The sequence below is a fragment of the Sphingobium sp. RC1 genome (genome assembly GCF_059738765.1).
In genome coordinates this window covers 38,002-60,588 of record NZ_AP027309.1, presented here as the reverse complement: position 1 = coordinate 60,588, position 22,587 = coordinate 38,002, and the positions used below count along the sequence as shown (strand labels likewise).

At 63.8% G+C, this 22,587-nt stretch carries 21 protein-coding genes; 12 read left to right on the top strand and 9 right to left on the bottom strand.

The features are described from left to right. Nucleotides 1-11 precede the first annotated feature (11 nt). The 3 genes from AC6JBC_RS16595 to AC6JBC_RS16585 are packed head-to-tail and all read left to right on the top strand — an operon-like array spanning nt 12 to nt 2,470. Nucleotides 12-875, top strand: coding sequence for an SDR family NAD(P)-dependent oxidoreductase (locus AC6JBC_RS16595; protein WP_498026568.1), 864 nt, complete (start codon nt 12-14; stop codon nt 873-875). Between the two features lie 11 nt (nt 876-886). Next, the gene (locus AC6JBC_RS16590) at nt 887-1,639 is read left to right on the top strand and encodes an SDR family NAD(P)-dependent oxidoreductase (RefSeq protein ID WP_498026567.1); all 753 of its coding nucleotides are present in this window, start codon (nt 887-889) and stop codon (nt 1,637-1,639) included. 30 nt (nt 1,640-1,669) lie between these two features. After that, the gene (locus tag AC6JBC_RS16585) at nt 1,670-2,470 is read left to right on the top strand and encodes a sugar phosphate isomerase/epimerase family protein (protein ID WP_498026566.1); all 801 of its coding nucleotides are present in this window, start codon (nt 1,670-1,672) and stop codon (nt 2,468-2,470) included. A 95-nt stretch (nt 2,471-2,565) separates the two neighbouring features. On the opposite strand, the gene AC6JBC_RS16580 is transcribed toward AC6JBC_RS16585, so the two are convergent. The 5 genes from AC6JBC_RS16580 to AC6JBC_RS16560 all read right to left on the bottom strand — a co-directional run bounded on the left by AC6JBC_RS16580 (nt 2,566) and on the right by AC6JBC_RS16560 (nt 8,272). Continuing rightward, on the bottom strand, nt 2,566-3,708 hold the full coding sequence (locus tag AC6JBC_RS16580) for an LLM class flavin-dependent oxidoreductase (RefSeq protein WP_498026842.1): 1,143 nt from the start codon (nt 3,706-3,708) through the stop codon (nt 2,566-2,568). 75 nt (nt 3,709-3,783) lie between these two features. Beyond that, complete coding sequence (locus AC6JBC_RS16575) at nt 3,784-4,860, bottom strand: helix-turn-helix transcriptional regulator (protein ID WP_498026565.1); 1,077 nt, start codon at nt 4,858-4,860, stop codon at nt 3,784-3,786. Between the two features lie 56 nt (nt 4,861-4,916). Further along, complete coding sequence (locus AC6JBC_RS16570; protein WP_498026564.1) at nt 4,917-7,184, bottom strand: TonB-dependent receptor; 2,268 nt, start codon at nt 7,182-7,184, stop codon at nt 4,917-4,919. Nucleotides 7,185-7,298: 114 nt separating this feature from the next. Continuing rightward, entirely contained in the window at nt 7,299-7,727 is a 429-nt protein-coding gene (locus tag AC6JBC_RS16565; protein ID WP_498026563.1) for a nuclear transport factor 2 family protein, read from the bottom strand. A gap of 14 nt (nt 7,728-7,741) precedes the next feature. Then, entirely contained in the window at nt 7,742-8,272 is a 531-nt protein-coding gene (locus AC6JBC_RS16560) for a nuclear transport factor 2 family protein (protein WP_498026562.1), read from the bottom strand. Nucleotides 8,273-8,449: 177 nt separating this feature from the next. On the opposite strand from AC6JBC_RS16560, the gene AC6JBC_RS16555 reads away from it, so the two are divergent. Beyond that, nucleotides 8,450-9,223 (top strand): SDR family oxidoreductase, encoded by a 774-nt coding sequence (locus tag AC6JBC_RS16555; protein ID WP_498026561.1) that lies wholly within the window; start codon nt 8,450-8,452, stop codon nt 9,221-9,223. Between the two features lie 42 nt (nt 9,224-9,265). On the opposite strand, the gene AC6JBC_RS16550 is transcribed toward AC6JBC_RS16555, so the two are convergent. From AC6JBC_RS16550 to AC6JBC_RS16535, 4 genes are read right to left on the bottom strand one after another with little or no spacing between them, the layout of a single operon-like run. Beyond that, nucleotides 9,266-10,120: an SDR family NAD(P)-dependent oxidoreductase gene (locus tag AC6JBC_RS16550; RefSeq protein WP_498026560.1), complete on the bottom strand. Its 855-nt coding sequence runs from the start codon at nt 10,118-10,120 to the stop codon at nt 9,266-9,268. A gap of 30 nt (nt 10,121-10,150) precedes the next feature. After that, complete coding sequence (locus AC6JBC_RS16545) at nt 10,151-10,945, bottom strand: glucose 1-dehydrogenase (protein ID WP_498026559.1); 795 nt, start codon at nt 10,943-10,945, stop codon at nt 10,151-10,153. Nucleotides 10,946-10,972: 27 nt separating this feature from the next. Beyond that, a complete protein-coding gene (locus tag AC6JBC_RS16540; RefSeq protein WP_498026558.1) occupies nt 10,973-11,917 on the bottom strand; it encodes an SDR family NAD(P)-dependent oxidoreductase in 945 nt (314 codons plus the stop codon). Between the two features lie 34 nt (nt 11,918-11,951). Then, a complete protein-coding gene (locus tag AC6JBC_RS16535; RefSeq protein ID WP_498026557.1) occupies nt 11,952-13,544 on the bottom strand; it encodes a GMC family oxidoreductase in 1,593 nt (530 codons plus the stop codon). 289 nt (nt 13,545-13,833) lie between these two features. Between AC6JBC_RS16535 and AC6JBC_RS16530 the strand changes: the two genes are divergently transcribed. The 8 genes from AC6JBC_RS16530 (at nt 13,834) to AC6JBC_RS16495 (ending at nt 22,577) form a co-directional block, all read left to right on the top strand. Further along, on the top strand, nt 13,834-14,352 hold the full coding sequence (locus tag AC6JBC_RS16530; protein ID WP_498026556.1) for an SRPBCC domain-containing protein: 519 nt from the start codon (nt 13,834-13,836) through the stop codon (nt 14,350-14,352). Nucleotides 14,353-14,365: 13 nt separating this feature from the next. Continuing rightward, entirely contained in the window at nt 14,366-15,271 is a 906-nt protein-coding gene (locus AC6JBC_RS16525; RefSeq protein ID WP_498026555.1) for a LysR substrate-binding domain-containing protein, read from the top strand. A gap of 124 nt (nt 15,272-15,395) precedes the next feature. Beyond that, nucleotides 15,396-16,382 (top strand): NADPH:quinone oxidoreductase family protein, encoded by a 987-nt coding sequence (locus AC6JBC_RS16520; protein ID WP_498026554.1) that lies wholly within the window; start codon nt 15,396-15,398, stop codon nt 16,380-16,382. A gap of 14 nt (nt 16,383-16,396) precedes the next feature. Next, nucleotides 16,397-18,481: a 3-hydroxyacyl-CoA dehydrogenase NAD-binding domain-containing protein gene (locus tag AC6JBC_RS16515; RefSeq protein ID WP_498026553.1), complete on the top strand. Its 2,085-nt coding sequence runs from the start codon at nt 16,397-16,399 to the stop codon at nt 18,479-18,481. Beyond that, nucleotides 18,478-19,680, top strand: coding sequence for an acyl-CoA dehydrogenase family protein (locus AC6JBC_RS16510; RefSeq protein WP_498026552.1), 1,203 nt, complete (start codon nt 18,478-18,480; stop codon nt 19,678-19,680). Before AC6JBC_RS16515 ends, AC6JBC_RS16510 begins: the two co-directional genes overlap by 4 nt. After that, on the top strand, nt 19,673-20,716 hold the full coding sequence (locus AC6JBC_RS16505; RefSeq protein WP_498026551.1) for a phosphotransferase family protein: 1,044 nt from the start codon (nt 19,673-19,675) through the stop codon (nt 20,714-20,716). The genes AC6JBC_RS16510 and AC6JBC_RS16505 overlap by 8 nt, the downstream gene beginning before the upstream one ends. After that, nucleotides 20,713-21,753: an alpha/beta fold hydrolase gene (locus AC6JBC_RS16500; RefSeq protein WP_498026550.1), complete on the top strand. Its 1,041-nt coding sequence runs from the start codon at nt 20,713-20,715 to the stop codon at nt 21,751-21,753. The genes AC6JBC_RS16505 and AC6JBC_RS16500 overlap by 4 nt, the downstream gene beginning before the upstream one ends. Continuing rightward, nucleotides 21,750-22,577, top strand: coding sequence for a TIM barrel protein (locus tag AC6JBC_RS16495; protein ID WP_498026549.1), 828 nt, complete (start codon nt 21,750-21,752; stop codon nt 22,575-22,577). Before AC6JBC_RS16500 ends, AC6JBC_RS16495 begins: the two co-directional genes overlap by 4 nt. The last annotated feature ends 10 nt before the right edge of the window (nt 22,578-22,587 follow it).

The following is a 22,587-nucleotide window of genomic DNA, read 5'->3' as shown; positions in this document are numbered from 1 at the left end:
GAGAAAAGAATATGGAGAGAAGTGAACGTCCGGTCGCGATCGTAACAGGCGCCAGCCGTGGCGCGGGTCGCGGCATTGCCGTCGCGCTAGGGGAGAAGGGCTATCGCGTCTATGTGACGGGCCGCTCCATCCGCGAAGGCGATGCGGCACTGCCTGGCACCATTGGCGCCACCGCGGCGCAGGTCGACGCAGCGGGTGGCGAGGGCCGCGCGGTGCAAGTCGATCATGGCGATGACGCAGCGATCGCCGCGCTGTTCGAGCGTGTGCGCGACGAAAGCGGCCGCCTTGACATATTGGTCAACAATGTCGCCGCTTTGGATGACGACCTTGTGAAGCCCGGCCCCTTCTGGGAAAAATCCATCGGGCTCGTCGAGATACTGAAAGTCGGCCTGCGGTCTCATTATCTGGCGAGCTGGCATGCCGCACGCATGATGGTTCCGGCAGGCAAAGGTCTTATCGCCTTCACCTCCTCCTTCGGGTCGGTCTGTTACATGCACGGTGCGGCCTATGGCGCGCAGAAGGCAGGCGTGGACAAATTCGCTGCCGATATGGGCGTGGACTTTCGCGGCACCGGCGTCACCGCCATCTCGCTCTGGATGGGGCCGCTGCTGACCGAACGCACCACCCGCACCCTTACGGAGCATCGGGAACAATATGAAAAGTTCATGGCCGATGCGGAAACGCCCGAATTTAATGGCCGGGTGATCGCCGCGATCCATGACGATCCAAACCGCGATGAACTCAATGGCCAGACGCTGATCACGGCTGAAATCGCGCACCGATATGGCATAACCGAAGCGGGCGGGCGGACGCCGCCATCCTATCGCGGGATGCTCGGCGAACCCCGCATCCCGCACCCTGCCATCGTGGCGTAAAGGAGTAGACCATGGACTTCGGGCGTCGCTTTGCAGGCAAGTCGATCATCGTCACTGGCGCGGCGTCCGGCATCGGACGCGCGACCGCGATCCGCCTTGCCGCAGAGGGCGGCCGGGTGCTGGCGGTCGATCTGGACGAAAAAGGGCTGGAAACGCTAAGGCAGGACCAGCCAGGTATCGCCATCCGCGCGGGATCGGTGGCGGACGAACCGACTGCCCGCTTGACCGTGGCGCAGTGGGTCGAAGAGGCCGGGCAACTCGACGTCCTCGTCAACATGGCGGGCATCATCCGGTCGAGCCATGCGGCAACGACCGACTATGAAGCCTTCATGTCCATCATCGCGGTCAATATGGGCAGCACATTCCTGATGTGTCGCGAAGCCTTGCCGCATCTGGAAAAGGCGAAGGGCAACATCGTCAACGCCGCGTCCACCTCCAGCCATTTCGGCCATCCCTTCCTCACCGGCTACGCCGCCAGCAAGGGCGCGGTCGCCGCTTACACCCAGAGCCTCGCCTGGGAATATGTCAAGCGCGGCGTGCGGGTGAATGCTGTCGCGCCGGGCGGCATCGAAACGCCGCTCGCCAACAGCGTCCAAACCGGCATGGTGGAAGGCGCCGATTGGGAGTTGTATAATCACCTGGGTCCGATCAACGGATTTGCGACACCCGACAAAATTGCGGGCGTCATCGCCATGCTGGCGAGTGAGGATGGAGGGCACATGAATGGCGCAATCGTGCGCGTTGACGGGGGCGTTCACGCCTGAACTCTCGGGCGTGGCAGGGGGCTGGTCCTCATGACGCCCCCTCCTCAGAATGGCTTTTGCCTGGACCATCTTTCGCTGGTGAACCTCGACGCCCTGACGGTGATCGAGGCCGCCGCCAGCGCAGGCTTTACTGCCGTCAGCCTGTTTGTCACGCCGATCCCGATCAGCCCGACGCCTGACCTCATCCTGGACAAGAGGGCGCGCAAGGCGGTGATTTCCGCATTGCGCGATACCGGCCTGCGAGCAGGCGTCATCGAGCCTTTCATGCTCGATGCCGACCCCGATTGGGGGCTGCTGGAAAGCAGCGCCGAACTGACCGCCGAATTGGGCGGGACCGTCAATATATTGGGCCTCGACCCGGATCATGCACGGCTGCGGGAGTCGCTGGCGCGCATGGTGGAGATTTGCCAGCGGGCGGGTGCTCCCGCCATTATCGAACCCTATCCGCTATCCTCGATCCGGTCGCCTTCACAGGCGCTTGAGATCGCCCATTCCCTGGGCGCGGAGGTAGGCCTTTGCATCGACACGCTCCACGTCATCCGCAGCGGCGGAAGCTGGGACGATGTGGCCTGCCTGCCGCCTGAGCGTATCCGCCATGTCCAACTGAACGACGGCCCGATCGAACCACCGCATGACCGCGTCAACGAAGCGGTGTTCGACCGCCTGCTGCCCGGTGAAGGCGAGTTCGGCCTCGGGGCGCTCCTCCCGCTGCTTCCGGCCCATGCGACCATAGCCGTGGAAGCGCCGTCGCGTGCGTTGGCGGCCGGGGAACCGCACGAACGCGCGGCGCGGCTGATGCAAGCGATGATTGCCCTGTACGCGCAGGGCTAGCCTATCGTCCTATATCAGCACCACCATCAGCCCGAACGGTGTTGGGATGCTCGCGGTGTTCCGGGCGGAGCGCACTGCCCCGCCCGGAAAATTCATCATTCCGCAGCCAGCGTCGCCTGCTCACGGAAATAGGGGATTACCTTCTCGCCGATATTGCGGATGGTATCCATGATCACTTCATGCGGGATGCCGCCCATCTGGAACATGAAGAGGATTTCGTCGGCGCCCGCATCCTGAAGGCGCTTGACCTGCCGAATGCAATCTTCCGGGGTGCCATAGGCGTCTTCGACAACCTCAAAGGATTCGGTGTGGTGGCCACCGATGGTGATCTTCTCTTCCGACAGCCAGGCCACCGTTTCTTCCTTGTGGCGCTGAAGCGCGGCAAGGCTTTCGCTCGCGTCCAGGTCCTCCACATCGGGAGCGGGGCCGCCCGAATACCAGTGGCCCAGCGATTCCACGAAGAAGCGCTGTCCGCGAAGGCCGATCCGGCGGGCCTTCTCCCGGTCTTCCAGAACCACGGCGGGGCAAAGGGCCGCGAGATGTTCGGTCGGACGGTAGCCAACCTGATCCTCGGCCTTCCGGTTCTTGAAAGCCTCACGATAAATGGCGTTCTTCTGCGCGATGTCGCTCGGTCCGGCAAAACCCAGCACCAGCGCGCCGATGCCGCGCGATCCGGCGGTGGTCAGCGTGTCGGCGCGGGTGCAGGCCATGTAGATCGGCGGATGCGGGTCCTGCATCGGGCTGGGATGGATCGGGCGGAACGGGATCTTCACGAACTGGCCATCATGTTCGATCTCGCCATGCTTCAGGATCTTGGGGATCAGATACATGCTCTCGTCGATCATCGGCGGCAGGTCTTCGAGATTATAGCCGAAGGTGCCCGCTTCCTGCTGCGTCCCGCCCTTGCCCATGCCGAAATGCACGCGGCCATTCGACAGAATGTCCAGCGTGGCGATGCGTTCAGCGACCTTCACCGGATGGTTCATCGCGGGCGGCAGGCAGACGACGCCATGGCCGATGCCGATGCGCGACGTACGCCCGGCGAGATAGGCGAGGAAAGTTTCCGGTGCGGACATATGCGCATATTGCGTCAGCGCGGTATGCTCGACGGCCCAGATCGTGTCGAAGCCCATTTCCTCGGCATGGATGGCTTGCTCGATAATGTCGCGGAACACCTGCTGTTCGTTCTGGCGCGACGTGTCCGCCATCTGCGCTTCGTAAATGATCGAGAATTTCATCATCTTCTCCACAAAACTTTCTGATCGTGGAGACAGGCTATGCCGAGTGCCGTGCCGCTACATCATCCAAATGGATCAGATTTCAGACTCACTGCCGATGGAACGCAGCAGCGTGACCAGTTCGACCTGCCGATGCGTGTTGGTCTTGGCAAATATCGCGCGCAGATGGGATCGCGTCGTATTGTAGGCGATGCCCAAAGCGTCCGCCGCGTCCGCCAACGTGGCGCCCTGCGCCAGATGAACGGCAAGGCCCGCTTCCGCCCGCGTGAGTTGGAATCGTTCGCGCAACAGCTCTTCCGATGGACCGGCGGGTCGGCTGGGGTCCGCGATGAACAGGGCGATCCAGGCACCGTCGCCATAGGCGGAGGAAGGGATGGCCCGCGCCCGCGCATGCAACGGCTGCCCGACGGTAGAGGCGATTTCGAACAGGATTTCCTCGCCCAGTGGCGGCGGAGAGGAAAGGATGCGGTTGATCGCCGCAGCGCTGGAACCGGTCCTGGCCTCCAGCTTGCCATGCTGCTCGGAAACGATGGCGCCATCTTCCAGCATATGCGTGGCGAGCGTGTTGCGGCGCAGAATGCGGCCTTCCCGATCAAGGATCAGGGTCGCTACCGCCAAACCAGCCATGGCGCTGCTGAACAGCTGGCTTTCCGCCTGGGTACTTGTGAGCCGCGCGTGAAGGTCGAGCGCGATGCGCAGGTGCGGAATCAGCCGTTCGAGCAATTCCCGTTCGGTGTCGCCAAATTGCGCTTGGCCTTCGTCCCGCGTCAGGCGCAGCCGGACGGCGATATCAGGCAGACGATGCAGGTCCACGCCCAGAATTTCACTGCTGCGCGCCACGTCCAGCCAGTCGCGGAAGCGCGCCGGGACATGGTGCACGAAATCACGGAAGGAAACGACTTGCCCCTCGGGCAGGCCGACGAAGGGATCGGCCTGCGAGATGCGCTGATATTCCTGTGTGCGCTCCGGGTCCGCGCCGGGGGTGACATGGGCATCGATCCCGGCACTCCCCCGACCGATCAGCAGCGTGGCAAAGGTCGTGTCGGTGATGGCCGCCAGCGCCCGCAGGAAATCCTCCCACGGCGGTGACTGCGTCAGCCCGCCGTAGAGCGTCTGCAACAGGTCGGCAAAGGCGGTGTCATCGCTCATCATTCAGATTCCCGCCTCCAGCCTCGACGATGGCAGTTACCGTCGAGGCCGTACCCGGTTCAGCGTCGCAGGGCCAGCGTCACGCTGTAGCGGCGGGGCGGCGAATAATAGGCCTCCGTAAAGCCGAAGCTGGTCGATGCATCATAGCCCGCCGTGATGATGCGGCGATCGGTGATGTTATCCACCCCCACGCGCACCGACACGCCGCTGTCTGCAAAGCGCAGTTCGGCGCTGGCGTTGAGGATCGCATGATCGGGCTGCCGCAGGAGCGGTGTGTTTTCCGCGTCGACAAAGACCTGGCTCTTATAGGCTGCGTCCAGTCGCAGGACGCCTTCCACATTGTCGCTGAGCGGCGCCTGATAGACCGCGCTGGCATTGGCCGTGATATCGGGCGCCTGCTTCAGCTTGCGGTTGCTGACATCCGTGGGCACGCCTCCAATGACTGACACATATTCCAGATATTTGGCATCCAGCAAGCCGAGCGCGCCAGTGACGGTGAAGCGCGGCGAAACCTTGAACGCGCCTTCCAGTTCGATCCCCTGAATGCGTGAACGGCCCGCATTCTCGTTGCGGACCACGATCAGGCCGGTCGTCGGGCTGACGGTCGATACCAATATCTGCTGGTCGCGATATTCGTTGCGGAACACGGCTAGGTTGATGGTGGCGATACGGCCGAATCCTGCCTTCAGCCCTGCTTCGTAGGAGGTCAGATGTTCCGGATCATAGGAGCCGATTTCCTCCAGCGACGTAGGCCGCCCGTTGAACCCGCCCGACCGGAAGCCTCGCGAATAGGACATATAGGTCATCAGGTTCGGCCGGAACTTGTAGGAAAGCGAGGCACGCGGCGTGAAGGCGTCCCAGCTTTTTTCCAGCGTATAGCTGGGCGTCCCCGCCAGCAGCGGCTCGCCCGAATAAATGCGCATGGCCGACTGGAAGAACTTCTTCTTCTCCCACGTATATCGCGCGCCCAGTTCCAGCGAGAGGCCGTCGGTCAGTTCATAATTGCCGTTGGCGAACAGCGCGAGATTGTCGGTGCGCTGCCGGTTGCGGAAATCGATGTTGAAGTCGAGCGAAGACGCTGGAACCGCAAAGGGCGGGAAAGGAACCGGGAAAGGATCAAGCCCCGCCGCCACCAGCGCCGGAAAAAGCCCATCCGCGACGATCAGCCGCGTATTGTCCCGCGTCTTTTCGCGATAGGCGAACGCGCCCAGCAACAATGTGCCGCGCCCGCCAAGGTCGAGCGACAGCTGCAATTCCTGGCTGATCTGCCGCGCCCGCTCGTCATGGATGTCGCCCGCATAGTTGACCGCCGACGACGCGTCGCCGTCACGGCCGAACAACGCATCGACATAGCGATAGGCGGTGATCGACTTCAACGTCGCCCCGCCCAGATCCTTGGTCAGCGTCAGCGATGCGTTCACCGCGTCGGTCTGATCCTTGTTCAGCTCGGGATTGCTGTCGGTACGGTCGATGTCGCCCGGCACGGTGCAGCAGGGCGCGATGAAGGTTGATTGCAGGATCGAGAAGAAGGTCGGCGTGAAGGCGATCATGCTGTGCGGCGCGCTGTGCTGGCGCCGGTGCAGCCCATCGACCTGCAACACCGCGTCCAGCCCTTCGCCATCATAATGCAGCGCCAGCTTGCCCGCGACGACGTTGCGGTTGCCCAGATTGTCGCCGGACGGGATTTTCTGCCACCCCTCGCCAAACTCGCCCAATGCCGCAACGCCCAGCGACCAGCTGTCCGACAGCGGCGTTTGCGCATAGACCCGACCGCGCACCGTGTTGAACGATCCATAGCGCAGGTCGGCTTCGATCTTCTGCTCCCGGCCCGGCACCGCCGACACGATGTTGATCGCGCCGCCCACCGTATTCTTCCCGAACAGCGTGCCCTGCGGCCCGCGCAGCACTTCGATGCGGTCGATGCCCAGCAATTCGGTCGTCGCGCCGAATGTGCGGGCGACATAGACGCCATCGATATAGACGCCGACGGCAGGATCGGACGTGATGATGAAGTCGTTCTCGCCCACGCCCCGGATGAAGGGCGCGATGCCGCCGCTGTTGCCGCCCTGGCCCGGCGTGAACTGGATATTGGGCGCGATCTGGCTGATCTGCGTCACATTGTCGAGGCCCCGGCTGTTCAGAGCTGAGGCGTCCACCGCGCTCACCGCGATCGGCACATCCTGCAACCGTTCTTCGCGGCGGCGGGCCGTGACGACAATGTCACTGTCGCTGGCGGCGTCTGCCCCCGTCGCTGCCGTTTGCGACAGCGCGACCGCCGGTGCGGCCAGAGCGATCAGCGATACGATCGGATATAGCGTCTTGCGCATGCTTTCCTCCCCAAAAAAAGCGTCATTCTGTTATTGCGGGCGACTATAACGTCGGCCGCCCCATTCTCTAGCAGGCTGCCGCAAAAATGCCGCATCTGTTGCATCCATGCATCATTAAGATGCTACGGCATCCACCCAGGCTCGTTTCTGTGTTCGGCTGGCGAAGCACCATCCCGTGTCGGCTCGCGCGAGTTCGTCCTCATACCAAAGCCCGACATGATTGTGCTGCTCGCCTCCGTTGGGTCCTTTGGATGACATGACAACATGAGCGGCGGAGCGCACGGTCGCCCTATCCCCATCAAGATCGCACATGATGCTGGTCGTCGAATGATAGGTGCCCGCCAATCCTTCCACCACGGGCCGCAGAAACGCGATCAGCATATCGGCATCGCCACGCGGGCCGCCGAAAGCGGTGAAATCGACCCGCGCATCATCGGCGAACAATGCGCGCAGGTCGTTCCACCGTTGTTGGTCGATGGCGTGGCAATAACGGGCCAGCAGGTCATGAATGGCCAGCCGGTCAGCAACGTCCTGCGCGTTCATATGCGTGCTCCCCGTCAGGCGGCCCATTCGATCAAATGGCTGATGTCGCTGCGCTGTTCGGGCTTGCGGCCTGCGGTGGCGAGGTGGTGCGAGGTGATTTGCGCGTCGGCGGCCAGCGGACGGATCATTTCGAACACGCGGTCATATTCGGTGCGCGCGATCTTCCACACGCCGTCTTCACGCCGATAGACGTCGCGGTAAATGGCGCTGCCGATGGTGTGGCTGCCCCGTTCCACATCGATGAAGATATCCTCCAGATACCATAGCCCCTCGGCGTCATTTTCGCCGGTCAGGGTGATTTCGGGCATGTGGCCGTGATGCATGGCGACCGCGCCGGAATGGAAGCTGTTCGCCAGAAACTCCAGCATATTGTCGCGGCCCGCCAGCCGGACACGATAGGTGCCGCCACGATAATCGACGGTCAGGTCTTCCGTGAACAGGGTGCCGAGCAGCGCAAGATCGGCCGTGTCGATTCCCCGGAAATAACGATGCTTGAGGGTCCGGATATCTTCCAGATCGCTGAGCTGCTGCACAGTATAAGCCATCAAACCTCTCCATATGTGACGCGATATGCGCTTGTTATGCATCCCCTATACCTGATCTGCGTAACAATCTGCAATGACCACTGCATTAAGTCTGGCGAAGGATGGCGCAGATTGAGTATGGGGCCTATCCATGCGATGCGCCCACTGCGCATTTCTCGAAAAGGAAAGGATAGGGCCGTGGGCGAAACGGGAGTTGGCAAGGTTGCGATCGTCACAGGCGGCACGCGCGGCATAGGCGCGGCGATTGTGCGGCGTTTGTTGGCGGAGGGCTATGCGGTAGCGACCTGCGGCCGAACTGCTCCGGATGAACCGATCGGGATCGACGGAAAGACGGCGGAATTCGCATCCTGCGACATTCGCGATCCTGCGGCAGTGTCGGACTGGATTGCCCAGCTTGTCGCGCGCCATGGCCGCATCGACCTTGTCGTCAACAATGCGGGCGGATCGCCGCAGGCCGACGCCGCGACGGCCAGCCCGCGCTTTTTCGAACGCATCCTGCAACTGAACCTGCTCGCCCCCCTGCATGTCGCGCAGGCCGCCTATCCGCATCTGAAGGCTGTTGGCGGATCGATCGTCAATATCGCCAGCGTATCTGGTGCGCGGCCTTCCCCCGATACCGCGATCTATGGCGCGGCCAAGGCTGGCCTGCTCAGCCTCACCACCAGCCTGGCGCAGGAATGGGGGCCGGAGGTGCGGGTCAACGCGATCATCGTCGGCTTGATCGAGACCGAGACGGCCGAAATGACCTATGGTTCGCAGACGGCGCAGGATCGGATCGCGTCATCGATTCCGCTGAAGCGCATGGGCCGGGGCAGCGACATCGCCGAAGCGGTGGTGTTCCTGGGTTCGCCAGCCGCCGCTTATATCAGCGGCGCGCGCCTTGAAGTCCATGGCGGCGGCGAACGGCCGCTGTTCCTGGAAATCGTCAAGGAAGAGGCCGCGAAGGCCTGATAAAGAAGGGCCGGGCGAGCGTGAACCCGCCCGGCCTTTGCTTCAGATACCCAGCAGCGCGCGCTGCTGCTCGCCCAGTTCCGGATTGCTCTGTTCCTGGAAGAAGGCGATACGGCCAGCGACCGCCTGCTCGGTCATTTCCGGCTGGCTCGAAATCCAGAATTTGCGCGCGGCGAGGCCCTCGACAAAGACGCGGCAGCCTTCGTCCAGGTCCATGCCGTAATTGGCCATCATATGGGCCATGGTGGCGCGATGACCCGCCGCGCTTTCGGGTTCGCCAACGCCTGCATCGGCGTCGAAGATGCTGGTCTTCAGCATGCCCGGAATGATCGAGCAGACGTTGATCGGCGCCTTTGCGACCTGCATCTCCAGATAGAGGCACTCGCTGAACGACTGGATGGCGTGCTTGCTCATGATGTAGGCGGTCTGGGTCGGCATCTGACCGAACGAACCGATCGAGGCGAGGTTGGCGATCCATGCTTCCTGACCGACGCGCAGCATGTGCGGCACAAATGCCCGGACGCCATGGACGACGCCATGGATGTTGACGTTCAGCGTGGTTTCCCAGCGGGCGGTCGGGATTTCCCAGACATTGCCGATGGTTTCGATGCCCGCATTGTTGATCAGCAGGCGAACCGCGCCATGCCGGTCGAACACATCCTGCGCCAGCGCGTCGAGCGCTTCGGGCTTTGACACGTCAAGCTGGATGGCCTCGGCCTTGCCGCCCGCCGCGATGATCTCGGCGGCAACCTTGTCGGCACGGCCCTTGTCGATGTCGGTAACGACGACGGTCATGCCGATCTGGCCGCAGCGGCGGGCAAAGCCCATGCCGATGCCAGCGCCCGCGCCGGTGATGACGGCGACGCCGCCCGAAAAGAGCTTTTCTTCTTCAGTCATGTCCATGCTTCTCCAAAAATCGTGCCGCGATCATATCGAGCTTAGCGATGCGGGGGCGGCGGGCAGATAATGGTGGTAATAGCCCGCTGCCCAGCCGCCATCGACCGCCAGTTCAGCGCCGCAGATGTAGCTGGCCTCGTCGGAACAGAGGAACAGGCTGGCCGCTGCGATTTCCTCGGGCTCGCCGATCCGCTGCAACGGCACGCGCTCATAGCCGTAATTCTTCGCGTCGCCTTCCAGCGCCTGCGGGTTGCCCATGGCGGTGTTGACGCCGCCCGGATGCACCGAATTGACGCGCACGCCCTGATGCCCGAACTCCAGCGCCGCGCTCTTGGTAAAGCCGCGCACCGCCCATTTGGAGCTGCTGTAGAGCGAAACCGAATTGACGCCGCGAAGGCCGTCCACCGACGATATGTTGACGATGGATCCGCGCCCGGCGGCGCACATCTTCGCCCCGACATGCTTCATCCCCAGCATCGTGCCCTTGACGTTGATGCCAAGAACGCGGTCGATGTCTTGGACGCTGAGAGCGGTAATGGGGCCGAAAGCCACGACCGCCGCATTGTTGACCAGCGCATCGATCCGGCCATGGCGGGCGATCACGGCATCGACCAGCGCGGTCCAGCTGCCTTCGTCGGACACGTCGAGGCGCTGGAACATCGCGGCATCGCCAATATCGGCGGCCAATGCCTGGCCTTCGGCTTCCAGCACGTCGGCGATAACCACCTTAGCGCCCTCGCGCGCGAACAGGCGGATTGTCGCTTCGCCCATGCCACGCGCACCGCCAGTGACGATGGCGACCTTGTCTTGCAACCTGCCAGTCATGATTCCTGCTCTTCCTTGCTGATCAAACTACTGAATATAGGCCTTGAACGCGTCCCAGGGCACGTCCGAGGTATAGAGGGCGGCTTCATCCATCGATCCTGCGGGGATGTGGAAGCCGCTCGTGTCCATCACTGCGTCAAATTGTGCAAGCGCCGTTTCAGGGGTCCAGTCCTTGTCCGTCGCGCGATAGCCCCGCGTGACACCTGCGAACACCCGCGTATAGCCGCCGCCCCCTGCCGTGAACATCTCGCCATTGCAGGGCGCGCTGTCATGAGCCAGCATCGCCACCACCGGCGCAACCGCGCGCGCGGGGAAGTCGCGCTCCATCAGGCCGTGAATTTCCGGTCCCATAAGCTGCGTCATGCGGCTGCCCGCGATCGGCATGACGGCATTGATCTTGACGTCCTTGCCCTGCGCCTGCGTCGCGGACGCCAGCGCGCGCGTCATGGCCCAAACCGCACCCTTGGCGGCGGGGTAGGGCACCGCGCTGCCCATGCCGAACCATGATCCGGACGAGATGTTGACGATCCGCCCGGAATTGCGCTCCAACATGCCGCCCCATACCGCGCGGCACAGGTAAAAGGTGCCGCTGGCCGACACGGCCATGTCCTTGTCCCACTGCTCATCGGTCACAGTCGACAACGGACCCGATGCACTGACGATGCCCGCATTGTTGACCAATATGTCGATGCGGCCCCATCGCGAGAGCGCGTCCTGCACGATCGCTTCTGCACCCGCCGATGTCGCGACACTTTCGCCATTGGCCTCTGCAATGCCGCCAGCATCGCGGATCTCGCGGGCAGCGGCATCGGCATAGCCCTGATCCTTGCCCTCGCCCTGGAAATTGCCGCCAAGGTCGTTGACCAGCACCTTGGCCCCACGCGCGGCGAGCAGGGCGGCATAGGCCTTGCCCAAGCCACCTCCCGCACCCGTGACGATTGCCACCTTATCGTCGAAACGCAGTTCAGACATCGGCCTCTCCTTTATCTTCCCGATCGCAAGGGCGTCAGACTTTCAAGATCATGTCAGCCGCCTTTTCGGCCACCATCATGGTCGGGACATTGGTGTTGCCGCCGGGCACGCGTGGCATCACGGATGCATCGACGACGCGAAGTCCGGCAACCCCGCGCACGCGCAACTGCGGGTCCACGACCGCCATGGGGTCATGCCCCATGCGGCAGGTGCCCACGGCATGAATGTCGGAAATGGCGGTCTCGCGCAGATAGGCATCCAGCTCATCATCCGACTGGATGCTTGCGCCCGGCGCCAGTTCCTCGCCTCGGAAGGGATCGAACGGCGCCTGCGCGAAGATGTTGCGCACCGCCCGGATCGCCGCCCGGCCCATCGCCATGTCCTTGGGCGTCGAAAGTATGTTGGGATCGATCGACAGCGGCGCGGACGCGTCGGGACCGGTCAGCTTGATTTCGCCCACGCTCTCCGGGTTCAGCAGGTCGATATGCGCGAAATAGCCATGATCCATGATCAGCTTGCGCCCCATCGCTTCGTAAAGGGCCATCGCGAAATGCACCTTCACATCGGGATATTCCGCCCCCGGCATAGTCTTGAGATAGGCGCCGATCTCCGCCGGGGGGCTCGCCAGCGGCCCCTTGCGGAACAGCAGGAAGTTCGCGACCGCCTTGGCCGCGACGACCGGATGGAAAACGTTGAAGAGCGACACGGGCTGCGTGCAATATTGCTTCACGCTGACTGCCACATGGTCGCGGTAGTTCTGCCCTACGCCGGGCAGGTCATGCACTACCGGCACCCCAGTCTGGCGCAGATTATCCGCTGGTCCGATCCCTGACAGCATCAATATCCAGGGCGAATGGATGGCGCCTGCGGACAGGATGACCTCGCGCGTCGCAGTCGCCTCTTCCAGCTGCCCCTCGCGCCGCCACGCAACGCCGGTCGCGCGGCCCTCCTTCACGATCACGCGCTCCACATTCGCGCCCGTGATCACGCGCAGGTTGGGCCGCTTGCGCGCAGGCGTCAGATAGGCGCGCGCCGCGCTCCACCGCCGTCCGGCAGAGGCGGTGACATCGGCGGGCACCACGCCCTCTCGCTGTGATCCGCTGGGATCGTCATTATAGGGCACGCCCGCCGCGACCGCAGCATCGCGAAACGCCTTGGCGAGCGGATTGTTGATCCCCGGCCGCGTGACCAGCACTGGCCCGCCCCGGCCATGATAACCATCCTCGCCGCCGGGCTGAAAATCCTCCAGCTTCTTGAAATAGGGGAGCACATCGTCATAGCTCCACCCTTCATTTCCCAGCTGCCGCCAGCCGTCATAGTCTGCCGCCGCGCCCCGGTCATAAACCATGCCGTTGATGGAGGAGGAACCGCCCAGCACCTTGCCGCGCGGCGTATACATTTGCCGCCCGCCTGCATTGGCCTGCGGCACGCTGACATGCATCCACTGGAACATGCCGCGGTACATGATGGGCAACAGCCCACCGGGCGCGTGGATGAAGACGCTGTTGTCCTTGCCGCCTGCCTCAAGCAGCAGCACGCGATTGCGCGGATCTTCCGACAGCCGCCCGGCCAACACGCACCCTGCCGATCCGCCGCCAGCGATAATGAAGTCGTAACTGTCGGCCATGGTCTCTCCCGGGCGTCATGCTGACGTCTGCTGTGCTGTGCGATGCTGACGCCGCAGGACTCGGCTGAATATGCCGGTTCAGCAGGATCGCATATGATGTCTTGCGTGCTGAATTGGTCAATATGATACGCAGGTCAAGCCGGATTTGCCCCCGTCCATGCCATTGACCGGAGGATGACGCCTGTTATTGTCTACGCAAACAGGCGCGTCATGTCGCGAAACCTGCGATATTCGCGTCGCCAAATCGCGGCGGGGCGTGTGCCGGGCCACAGAAATCAAGGAGAAGAGGATGTCCACCCAAAGCCTGAATGCCGATCGGTTAGACCCGTTCGCCGTCTACGACCCTGCAACGCTGGTCGCGTCCGACCCCATCGAAATCGACGCGCCTGCGATGGTCGTGTGGAAGATCCTGACCGACATGCCCCGTTATGGCGAATGGAACCCCTTCTGCGTATGGGCGGAATCGACGCTTGAGATGGGCGCGCCCGTCTATATGCGACTCGTAAACTATGCCAATCCGGGCTCGCTCGCGCCCAATTGCGAATATGTCTGCGCGTTTGAACCGGGCCGTCTCCTGTCGTGGGAGCTGCCTGACAGTGAAGCCTGGCCCTATCCCGCCCGCCGCGATCAGATCATTGAGGAATTGGGGCCGGACAAGTGCCGCTATCAATCGACCGATGCCTTCACAGGCCCCAACGGCATCCATGTCATGCGTTTCTGCGGTCCCTGGGTGACGCGAGCCTTCAACGACTCGGCCAAGGCACTCAAGGCGCGTGCCGAAGCGATGCACCGGGGCGAGATCAGCTGATCGCAGCGGCCGCGTGAGGGTAACATTACGCCAGATCGCGGTATTTGAGGCCGTCGCCCGCACCGGCAGCGTGGCGGGCGCGGCTGACGAGATCGGGCTCAGCCCCTCGGCGGCGAGCATGTCGCTCAAGGACTTGGAAACCCATCTGGGCGTGCAACTGTTCGCCCGGTCGGGCCGACGCATGCTGCTGACCGACCGGGGCCGCCCGATCCTTGAAATGGCGCGCGGCATCTTGGTGCAGGTCGCGGACCTTGAATCCCTTTCCCTGCCGGAAGAAGTGCGCGGGCGGTTGCGCATAGGGGCAGCGGTTCCCGTGGGCGACTATGTGCTGCCCGGCCTCTGCGCGGCCTTCATGCGCCTGCACCCCGGCGTCCGGGTGGAAATGCGCATCATGCCGTCTCATGAAGTGATGGAGGGGGTGCGCAACATGGCGCTGGACGTTGGCTTCGTCGGCGCGCCAGTCAACAGCAGCTATCTGGAGGCGGAGCCATGGCTGCGCGACCGGCTGGTCGTGTGCGCCGCTCCTGACCACCCCCTCGCCGGACGCCGGGCGGTGCCGCTCGCGGACCTCGCTGACCAGCCATGGGCGCTGGAAAAGACCCTGTCGAGCGAACGCATCTCCTTCACCGTCGAAACGCTCAAATCCATGAACTCGCTCAACATCGTGTTCGAAGGCGAAAGCGTCGAAGCGATCAAGCGCATCGTCCGCGACGGTGCCGTCCTCGCCTGCCTGTCCAGCCTGACCGTCGCCGATGAACTGGCGCGCGGCGAGCTGGTCGAGCTGCCCGTGCCGGAACTGCACTTCACCCGCATCGTAAGCCTGGTCAGCCGCCGAGACACCCAGCAGCCTCAAGCCTGCCGCGCCTTTCACGAATTTGCCCGACAATGGGGCAAGCAGATAGGCGGATCAGGAAAATAGCTTCTCCAATCGCCTATCCGTCAGTTTTTCTGACGTCATGCGTCGGAAATACGAAATGGTAGCATCGCCTCCAAAGGCCTAATCAGGTCATGCACGCCCGGTAGGTGTGTTCAAGGAGAGTGATGTGAAAGCCATGATCTGCAGCGCATTCGCGCCGGTCGAAGAGTTGCACCATGGCGATTTCCCCGAGCCTCAAGCAGGGCCGGGGGAAGTGGTGATCGACGTGGCGGCCGCCGGGGTGAATTATCCCGACGTGCTGATCGTGCAGGGCAAATATCAGACAAAGCCAGCCCTGCCTTTCGTTCCCGGCAGTGAAGCAGCGGGGCGCATCGCCGCCGTTGGACCTGATGTTACAGGCTTCACCGCCGGGGACCGCGTCATCGCCTTCACCGGCAGCGGCGCCTTTGCCGAGCAGGTGCGCGTCCCCGCGACGCAGGTCTGGCCGGTGCCCGAGGGCGTCGATCTGGAGGTCGCGGCGGGCATCTCCATCACCTACGGCACCTCCTATCATGCGCTGAAGGACCGTGCCCAGTTGAAGCCCGGCGAAACGCTGCTGGTGCTGGGCGCGGGCGGCGGCGTCGGCCTGACCGCCGTCGAACTTGGCAAGCATATGGGCGCGCGCGTGATCGCTGCTGCGTCCAGCGCCGAAAAGCTCGCGCTCGCCAAGGCGCAGGGCGCCGACGAACTGATCGATTATGCGCAGGAGGATCTGCGCGAACGCATCAAGCAGCTCACCGATGGCAAGGGCGTCGATGTCGTCTATGATCCTGTCGGCGGCCCGATGAACCTGACGGCGGTGAAAAGCCTCGCATGGGGCGGCCGGTTGCTCGTCATCGGTTTTGCCGGTGGCGACATCCCCTCCATTCCGGCGAACCTTTTGCTGCTCAAAAGCGCGTCAGCGGTTGGCGTCCTCTGGGGCAACAGCGTCCGCGCCGATCCGGTCGTGCAGGGCGCCAACATGCGCCAGCTGCTCGCCTGGCTCGCTGAAGGCGCATTGAATCCCGTCATCGACACGCGCTTTCCTCTGCCTGACGCAGTGGCCGCGCTCCAGCATCTCGAAAAGCGCAAGGTGAAGGGGAAAGTGCTCCTGACCCTCCAGCCCGCGTCCTGAACAGGAAACCCCTCATGTCCGAAACAGTCAGCTTCCACATCCATGGCGCGATCGCCGAAGCGGTGATCGACAATCCCCCCGTCAACGCCACCTCCGCCAGCGTGCGCCAAGGCCTGTCCGAAGCCATCCGCCAGCTGGAGTCCGATCCTGCCCTGCAAGCGCTCGTCATCCGTTGCGAAGGCAAGACCTTCATCGCGGGCGCGGACATCAAGGAATTTGGCAAGCCCATGGCTGAACCGGGCCTGCCGCTGGTCATGGAAATGATGGATCATTCGACGAAGCCGATCGTCGCCGCCGTCCATGGCACGGTGCTGGGCGGTGGCCTCGAAGTTGCGCTCGCCTGCCATTACCGCATCGCCGCGCCGGGCACGAAATTCGGCTTCCCCGAAGTGAAGCTCGGCCTCATGCCCGGCGGCGGCGGCACGCAGCGGACGCCGCGCCTTGCTGGCCTCGCCACCGCGATCAAGCTGGTGACGGAGGGGAATCAGATCAGCGCCGACGATGCGCTGAAGTCCAACCTCATCGATGCCATTGCGACTGGCGGCGACCTTGCCGCCGAAGCCCGCAGCTTTGCGGAAAAGCTGGTGGCTGAAGGGAAGGGGCCGCGCAGTTCCTCCACCCTGCCCATGCCCGCCGACGATCCGGCGCTGTTCGAAGAGGCGCGCAAGACCGTCGCCAAAAAGATGCGCGGGCAAACCGCGCCGCTGCGCGCACTGGAGGCGATGCGCCTCGGCTATGAACTGCCCTTCGACGAGGCGGTGAAAAAGGAACTGGCGATCTTCCGCGAATGCATGCACGGATCGCAGTCAAAAGCGCTGCGCCACCTCTTCGCCGCCGAACGCGAAGTCGCACGCATCCCCGGCCTCGCACCCGAAACCCAGACTCGCAACATCGAACGGGTGGGTGTCATCGGCCTCGGCGTCATGGGACGCGGCATCGTCATGGCGGTCGTCAGCGTCGGCATCCCCGTCATCGCCGTGGGCCTCGACCAGGCCAATATCGACGCCGCGATGAAGGCCATCACCAAGATGTGGTCCTCCTCCGTCGCGAAGGGCAGCATGTCGCAGGAGACGATGGACAAGCGCCTCGCCCTCATCACCACTAGCGACGACCCCCGCGACCTGTCGCCAACGCAATTGGTGATCGAGGCAGTGACCGAAGATCTGGACATCAAGAAGGCCGTCTTCGCCAAACTCGGCGAGGTTACGCCCGCCGGAACCATCCTCGCCTCCAACACCAGCTTCCTGAACATCGACACGCTGGCTGAGGCGTCCGGGCGGCCAGAAGATGTATGCGGCATGCACTTCTTCAATCCCGCCCATGTCATGCGCCTGCTGGAAAATGTCCGCGCCGCCAAGACCGATCCCGAAGTTGTCGCGACCATCATGGCGCTTGGCAAGCGCATCGGCAAATTGCCGGTCCTGTCGGGCGTGTGCGACGGCTTCATCGTCAACCGCATGCTGTCGAAGCGTTCCCGCGAAGGCTTCTTCCTTGTAGAGGAGGGCGCAAAGCCCGCCGCCATCGACAAGGTGCTGCTGTCCTACGGCTTCCCCATGGGGCCGTTCGCGCTTGGCGACCTTGCGGGGCTCGACGTGCAGGCGGCCGCGCGCAAGGCTCGCGCCGCCACGGCGACGGAGCGCGAGCTGCGCGCCGACTTCCCCGAACAGATGGTCGCCGCCGGAAGGCTGGGGCAAAAGACCGGCTCGGGCTGGTACAGCTATGACGAGAACCGCAAGGCCAGCGCCAACCCGCTGACGGACGAAATGATCGCCGCCCATGCGGAGCGCCACGGCCTCACCCTGCGCGAGATTGGCGAGGATGAAATCCGGGAACGCCTGCTCTACGCGATGGTCAATGAAGGCGCGAAGCTGCTGAGCGAAGGCATCGTGCCGCGCCCGCACGAAATCGACGTCGCGCTGGTGAACGGCCTCGGCTGGCCCAGTTATACCGGCGGCCCGATGCATTGGGCTGACCAGATCGGCCTCGACAAGCTGCTGGCGACGATCGAGAAATTCCGCGCCGAACAGGGGGACGCCTATTGGACTCCCGCGCCGCTGCTCGTCCAATATGCGGCGCAGGGCAGGGGCTTCTACGCATGAGCTACGAACCCAATGCGAAGACCGCCGACCTGCTCGCCCGCCTGCGCGCCTTCATGGACGCGCATATCTATCCCAATGAGCGAGCCTATTATGAGGAAGTGGCGACCGGCGACCGCTGGGCGCATGTCACCCTCATCGATGACCTCAAGCCGCTGGCGAAGGAAGCGGGTCTCTGGAACCTGTTCCTCCCCGAAAGCACCCATGGCGCGGGCCTCACCAACCTCGAATACGCCCCGCTGTGCGAGGAAATGGGTCGCGTTCACTGGTGCCCCGCCGTCTTCAACTGCGCCGCGCCCGACACCGGCAACATGGAAACGCTCGAACGCTTCGGCACCGACGAGCATAAGGAACGCTGGCTGAAACCCATGCTGGCGGGCGAAATGCGCTCCGCCTTCGCCATGACCGAGCCTCAGGTGGCTTCGTCTGATGCCACCAATATCGAAAGCTCAATCGTGCGCGACGGCGATGACTATGTCATCAACGGCCGCAAATGGTGGATCTCCGGCATGGGCGAGGCGGACTGCGCGCTCATGATCTTCATGGGCAAGACCGATCCGACAGCGCCCAAGCACAAGCAGCAGTCGATGATCCTCGTGCCGCGCGACACGCCCGGCATCACCGTGCTGCGGCCCATGACCGTGCTCGGCTATGACGACGCGCCTCATGGCCATATGGAAATCCTCTTCGAGAATGTCCGCGTGCCCGCCTCCAACATGCTGCTCGGCGAAGGGCGCGGGTTCGAGATCGCGCAGGCCCGCCTTGGCCCCGGTCGTATCCATCACTGCATGCGCATGATCGGCATGGCGGAGCGGGCGCTCGAAGCGATGTGCCGCCGCGTGAAGAGCCGCGTCGCTTTCGGCAAGCCACTCGCTGAACAGGGCGTCATCATCGAACGCATCGCCAACAGCCGCATCATGATCGATCAGGCGCGGCTGCTCACCCTCCACGCCGCGCACCGCATGGACACGGTCGGCAACAAGGTGGCGAAGGCCGACATCGCCATGATCAAGGTCGCGGCCCCCAACATGGCCTGTCAGGTCATCGATTGGGCGATGCAGGCCCATGGCGCGGCGGGCATCAGCCAGGATTTCTTCCTCGCCAGCTACTATGCCCACGCCCGCAAGATCCGCTTCGCCGATGGCCCGGATGAGGTGCACCGCCATCAGCTCGGCCGCCTTGAACTTGCGAAATATGACTGACGTCCGCACGCTCGACACCAGCCGCCTCAGTCCATGGCTTCGCGCCCATGTGCCGGGCGCGGACGGTGAGATAGCTGCGGAAAAATTCGCAGGCGGCCAGTCCAACCCCACCTATCTCCTCTCGGTGGACGGCGAACCCCGCTTCGTCCTGCGCCGCAAGCCCGATGGCGTGCTGCTCCCCTCCGCCCACGCGATCGAGCGCGAATATCGCGTCACCGATGCGCTGAAGGATAGCGCCGTCCCCGTCGCTCGCCCGCTTGCCCTGTGCGAGGACCCGAGCATCGTCGGCACGCCCTTCTTCATCATGGCCTATGCGCAGGGCCGCAACTTCTGGGACGCGCGCCTGCCCGATCTCACGCCCTCCGATCGCGCCGCCATCTATGGCGAGATGAACCGCGTCCTCGCCGCTCTGCATGCGATCGACCCCGCCGAAGTCGGGCTGTCCGACTATGGCAAACCCGGCAATTATTTCGCCCGGCAGGTCGCCCGCTGGACCAGGCAATATCGCGCCGCCCAGACGCAGCAGATCGACGCGATGGAGCAGCTCATCGACTGGCTCCCTGCCAACGATCCCGGCCTCGAAGCCAGCCGCATCGTCCATGGCGACTATCGCAACGACAATATGATCTTCGCGCCCACCGAACCCCGCATCATCGCGGTCCTCGACTGGGAACTCTCAACCCTCGGCCATCCCCTCGCCGACCTTGCCCAGCATCTCATGGCGTGGCGCGTACCGAAGGAAGGCTATCGCGGCCTGTCCGACGCAGACCTGCCCACGCTCGGCATCCCGTCCGAAGCGGACTATCTGCAAAGCTATGCACAGCGCAGCGGCGCAGGCCCCATCGACCCCGCCCATTGGCGCTACGCCCTCGCCTTCGCCATGTTCCGCAACGCCGCCATCCGCCAGGGCGTCTATCACCGCGCGATCAGCGGCAATGCATCAAGCGAAGCCGCCGCCATCCACGGCGCGCGTGCCGGAGAAATAGCAGGCCTCGCCTGGCGCATCGCCCGCGGGGAAGAGGATGCCCATCTATGACAGAAGAACTTATCGACGCAGGCGGCTACCGGCTGCGCACGGTGGAGCAGGGGGAGGGGCCGCTGGTCCTCATGATCCACGGCTTCCCCGGCCTCGCCTGGTCGTGGCGGAACCAGATGGAGCCGCTCGCAGCGGCAGGCTTCCGCGCCGTCGCCATCGACAGCCTCGGCTATGGCGGCAGCGACCGTCCCACCGATCCGTCCGCCTATGACGCTGACCGGATGCAGGCCTATCTCATCGCCCTGCTCGACCATTATGAGGCGGACAAGGCCGTGATCGTCGGCCAGGATTTCGGCGCGCAATATGCCTGGAACCTTGCCGTGCGCGCTCCCGAAAGAGTGGCGGGCCTCATCGCCACCATCCCCTATGATTATGACATGGCCGGACGCGCCATGCTCGGCAGCGCCCCGCGCCTGCCCCCCGACGCTCCCCCCAAACCGGAGGCGTCCTCACCGGATCGCCTCCCCAGCGAACGCTTCGCCGCCATGGCCGCCGAGCATTTCGTCCACTTCCACTATTTCATGGAAGCAGGCCCCGCCGAACGCGAACTCGCCGACCGAGCCCCCGAATTCCTCGCCCGCCTCTTCTACGCCCTCTCATCAAAAGGCGACCTCTGGAGCTGGAAAACGGTCTCGTCAGTCGGCAGCGGCTATCTCGACGTCCTGCCGCCCGCACCACCGCTCCCCTGGCCCTGGCTTAGCCAAGCAGAGTTCGACCGTTTCGTCAGTGAATATGTCGCCGCCGACCCGATGCTCCGCTTCATCGGCGGCCTCAACAGCTATCGCACCGCTGACGTCAACTGGCGCATCGGCGAAAAATGGGCTGACCATGACGTCGAAACGCCCACCCTGTTCCTCTATGGCGAAAAGGACCCGTCCTTCGGCTTCTTCACCGATTGGGAGGAAAGGCTGCGAAAGCGCGTGCCGGGCCTGCGCGAGATCATCGCCGTCCCGGAAGCGGGCCATTTCGTGCAGCAGGAGCAACCCGAAGCCTTCAACCGGGCGCTGCTCGACTTCGCCCGCTCGGTGACGCAATGACCGCCCGCTGGCCCATCGGCGGTCATCTGGGCCTTAGCTCACCCGACCAACCGATGCTCGCGCATCTCGCGCGGTCCAACAGCCCGCTCGACCAGATCGACGCGCTTGCCGATCATGGCTTTCGCGGCGTGCAGGACCTGTTCCTGATGCTGCGGCCCGAGGCTGAGCAAGTCGCGATGGCCGATCGGATGGCGAGCCGCGGCCTCATCTTGTCCAGCTTCAGCGACCTTAAATATTGGAACCAGCCGGTCTGGAGCGCCGAGGATGAAGCAGGCCTCGAACATCTGCGCAGCAGCGTGGACCTCAGCATCGAGATCGCCGCCCGCTTCAACGGCGGCAGCGTCGTCTGCGTGGCTGGCCTCGACAATCAGCGCCCCCGCCAGGTGCAAATCCGTGCGATGACGGAGAATCTGAAGCGCTACGCCGAAAAAGCCGCGCGTAGCGGTTTGACCCTGCTTGTCGAACCCATCGCCCCCAGCCGCATTCCCGGCCTCCTGCTCGATCGGCTGGAGGATACGGTAGAGATGGTGCGCGCGGTCGCCATGCCATCAGTCCGCCTGCTGTTCGACACCGGCCATGTCGCGATGATGGGCCATGATGTGCCCTCATCCTTCGCCTCCTGCGCAAAGGAGACCGGCCTTATCCAGTTCGCCGACGTCCCCGATCGCGTCGATCCCGGCCTTGGCGAACTAGATTGGCCCGCGATCCTTAAAGCGATTGGCGGCTATGACGGCATGATCGAACTTGAGTTCGAACCGGTGGATGTGAGCGCGACGGGCGAAACCCAGATGCTCGACCGCCTGAAAGCCTTTGGCATCTTCTGACCGGCAACCA

Bases quoted from the DNA above. Each gene is read 5' to 3' on its own strand.
- AC6JBC_RS16505 (WP_498026551.1), top strand. From the start codon at position 19,673: ATGACTGACGTCCGCACGCTCGACACCAGCCGCCTCAGTCCATGGCTT.
- AC6JBC_RS16530 (WP_498026556.1), top strand. From the start codon at position 13,834: ATGTCCACCCAAAGCCTGAATGCCGATCGGTTAGACCCGTTCGCCGTC.
- AC6JBC_RS16540 (WP_498026558.1), bottom strand. From the start codon at position 11,917: ATGTCTGAACTGCGTTTCGACGATAAGGTGGCAATCGTCACGGGTGCG.
- AC6JBC_RS16585 (WP_498026566.1), top strand. From the start codon at position 1,670: ATGACGCCCCCTCCTCAGAATGGCTTTTGCCTGGACCATCTTTCGCTG.
- AC6JBC_RS16550 (WP_498026560.1), bottom strand. From the start codon at position 10,120: ATGACTGAAGAAGAAAAGCTCTTTTCGGGCGGCGTCGCCGTCATCACC.
- AC6JBC_RS16535 (WP_498026557.1), bottom strand. From the start codon at position 13,544: ATGGCCGACAGTTACGACTTCATTATCGCTGGCGGCGGATCGGCAGGG.
- AC6JBC_RS16495 (WP_498026549.1), top strand. From the start codon at position 21,750: ATGACCGCCCGCTGGCCCATCGGCGGTCATCTGGGCCTTAGCTCACCC.
- AC6JBC_RS16580 (WP_498026842.1), bottom strand. From the start codon at position 3,708: ATGAAATTCTCGATCATTTACGAAGCGCAGATGGCGGACACGTCGCGC.
- AC6JBC_RS16515 (WP_498026553.1), top strand. From the start codon at position 16,397: ATGTCCGAAACAGTCAGCTTCCACATCCATGGCGCGATCGCCGAAGCG.
- AC6JBC_RS16500 (WP_498026550.1), top strand. From the start codon at position 20,713: ATGACAGAAGAACTTATCGACGCAGGCGGCTACCGGCTGCGCACGGTG.
- AC6JBC_RS16565 (WP_498026563.1), bottom strand. From the start codon at position 7,727: ATGAACGCGCAGGACGTTGCTGACCGGCTGGCCATTCATGACCTGCTG.
- AC6JBC_RS16590 (WP_498026567.1), top strand. From the start codon at position 887: ATGGACTTCGGGCGTCGCTTTGCAGGCAAGTCGATCATCGTCACTGGC.
- AC6JBC_RS16510 (WP_498026552.1), top strand. From the start codon at position 18,478: ATGAGCTACGAACCCAATGCGAAGACCGCCGACCTGCTCGCCCGCCTG.
- AC6JBC_RS16545 (WP_498026559.1), bottom strand. From the start codon at position 10,945: ATGACTGGCAGGTTGCAAGACAAGGTCGCCATCGTCACTGGCGGTGCG.
- AC6JBC_RS16575 (WP_498026565.1), bottom strand. From the start codon at position 4,860: ATGATGAGCGATGACACCGCCTTTGCCGACCTGTTGCAGACGCTCTAC.
- AC6JBC_RS16595 (WP_498026568.1), top strand. From the start codon at position 12: ATGGAGAGAAGTGAACGTCCGGTCGCGATCGTAACAGGCGCCAGCCGT.
- AC6JBC_RS16570 (WP_498026564.1), bottom strand. From the start codon at position 7,184: ATGCGCAAGACGCTATATCCGATCGTATCGCTGATCGCTCTGGCCGCA.
- AC6JBC_RS16560 (WP_498026562.1), bottom strand. From the start codon at position 8,272: ATGGCTTATACTGTGCAGCAGCTCAGCGATCTGGAAGATATCCGGACC.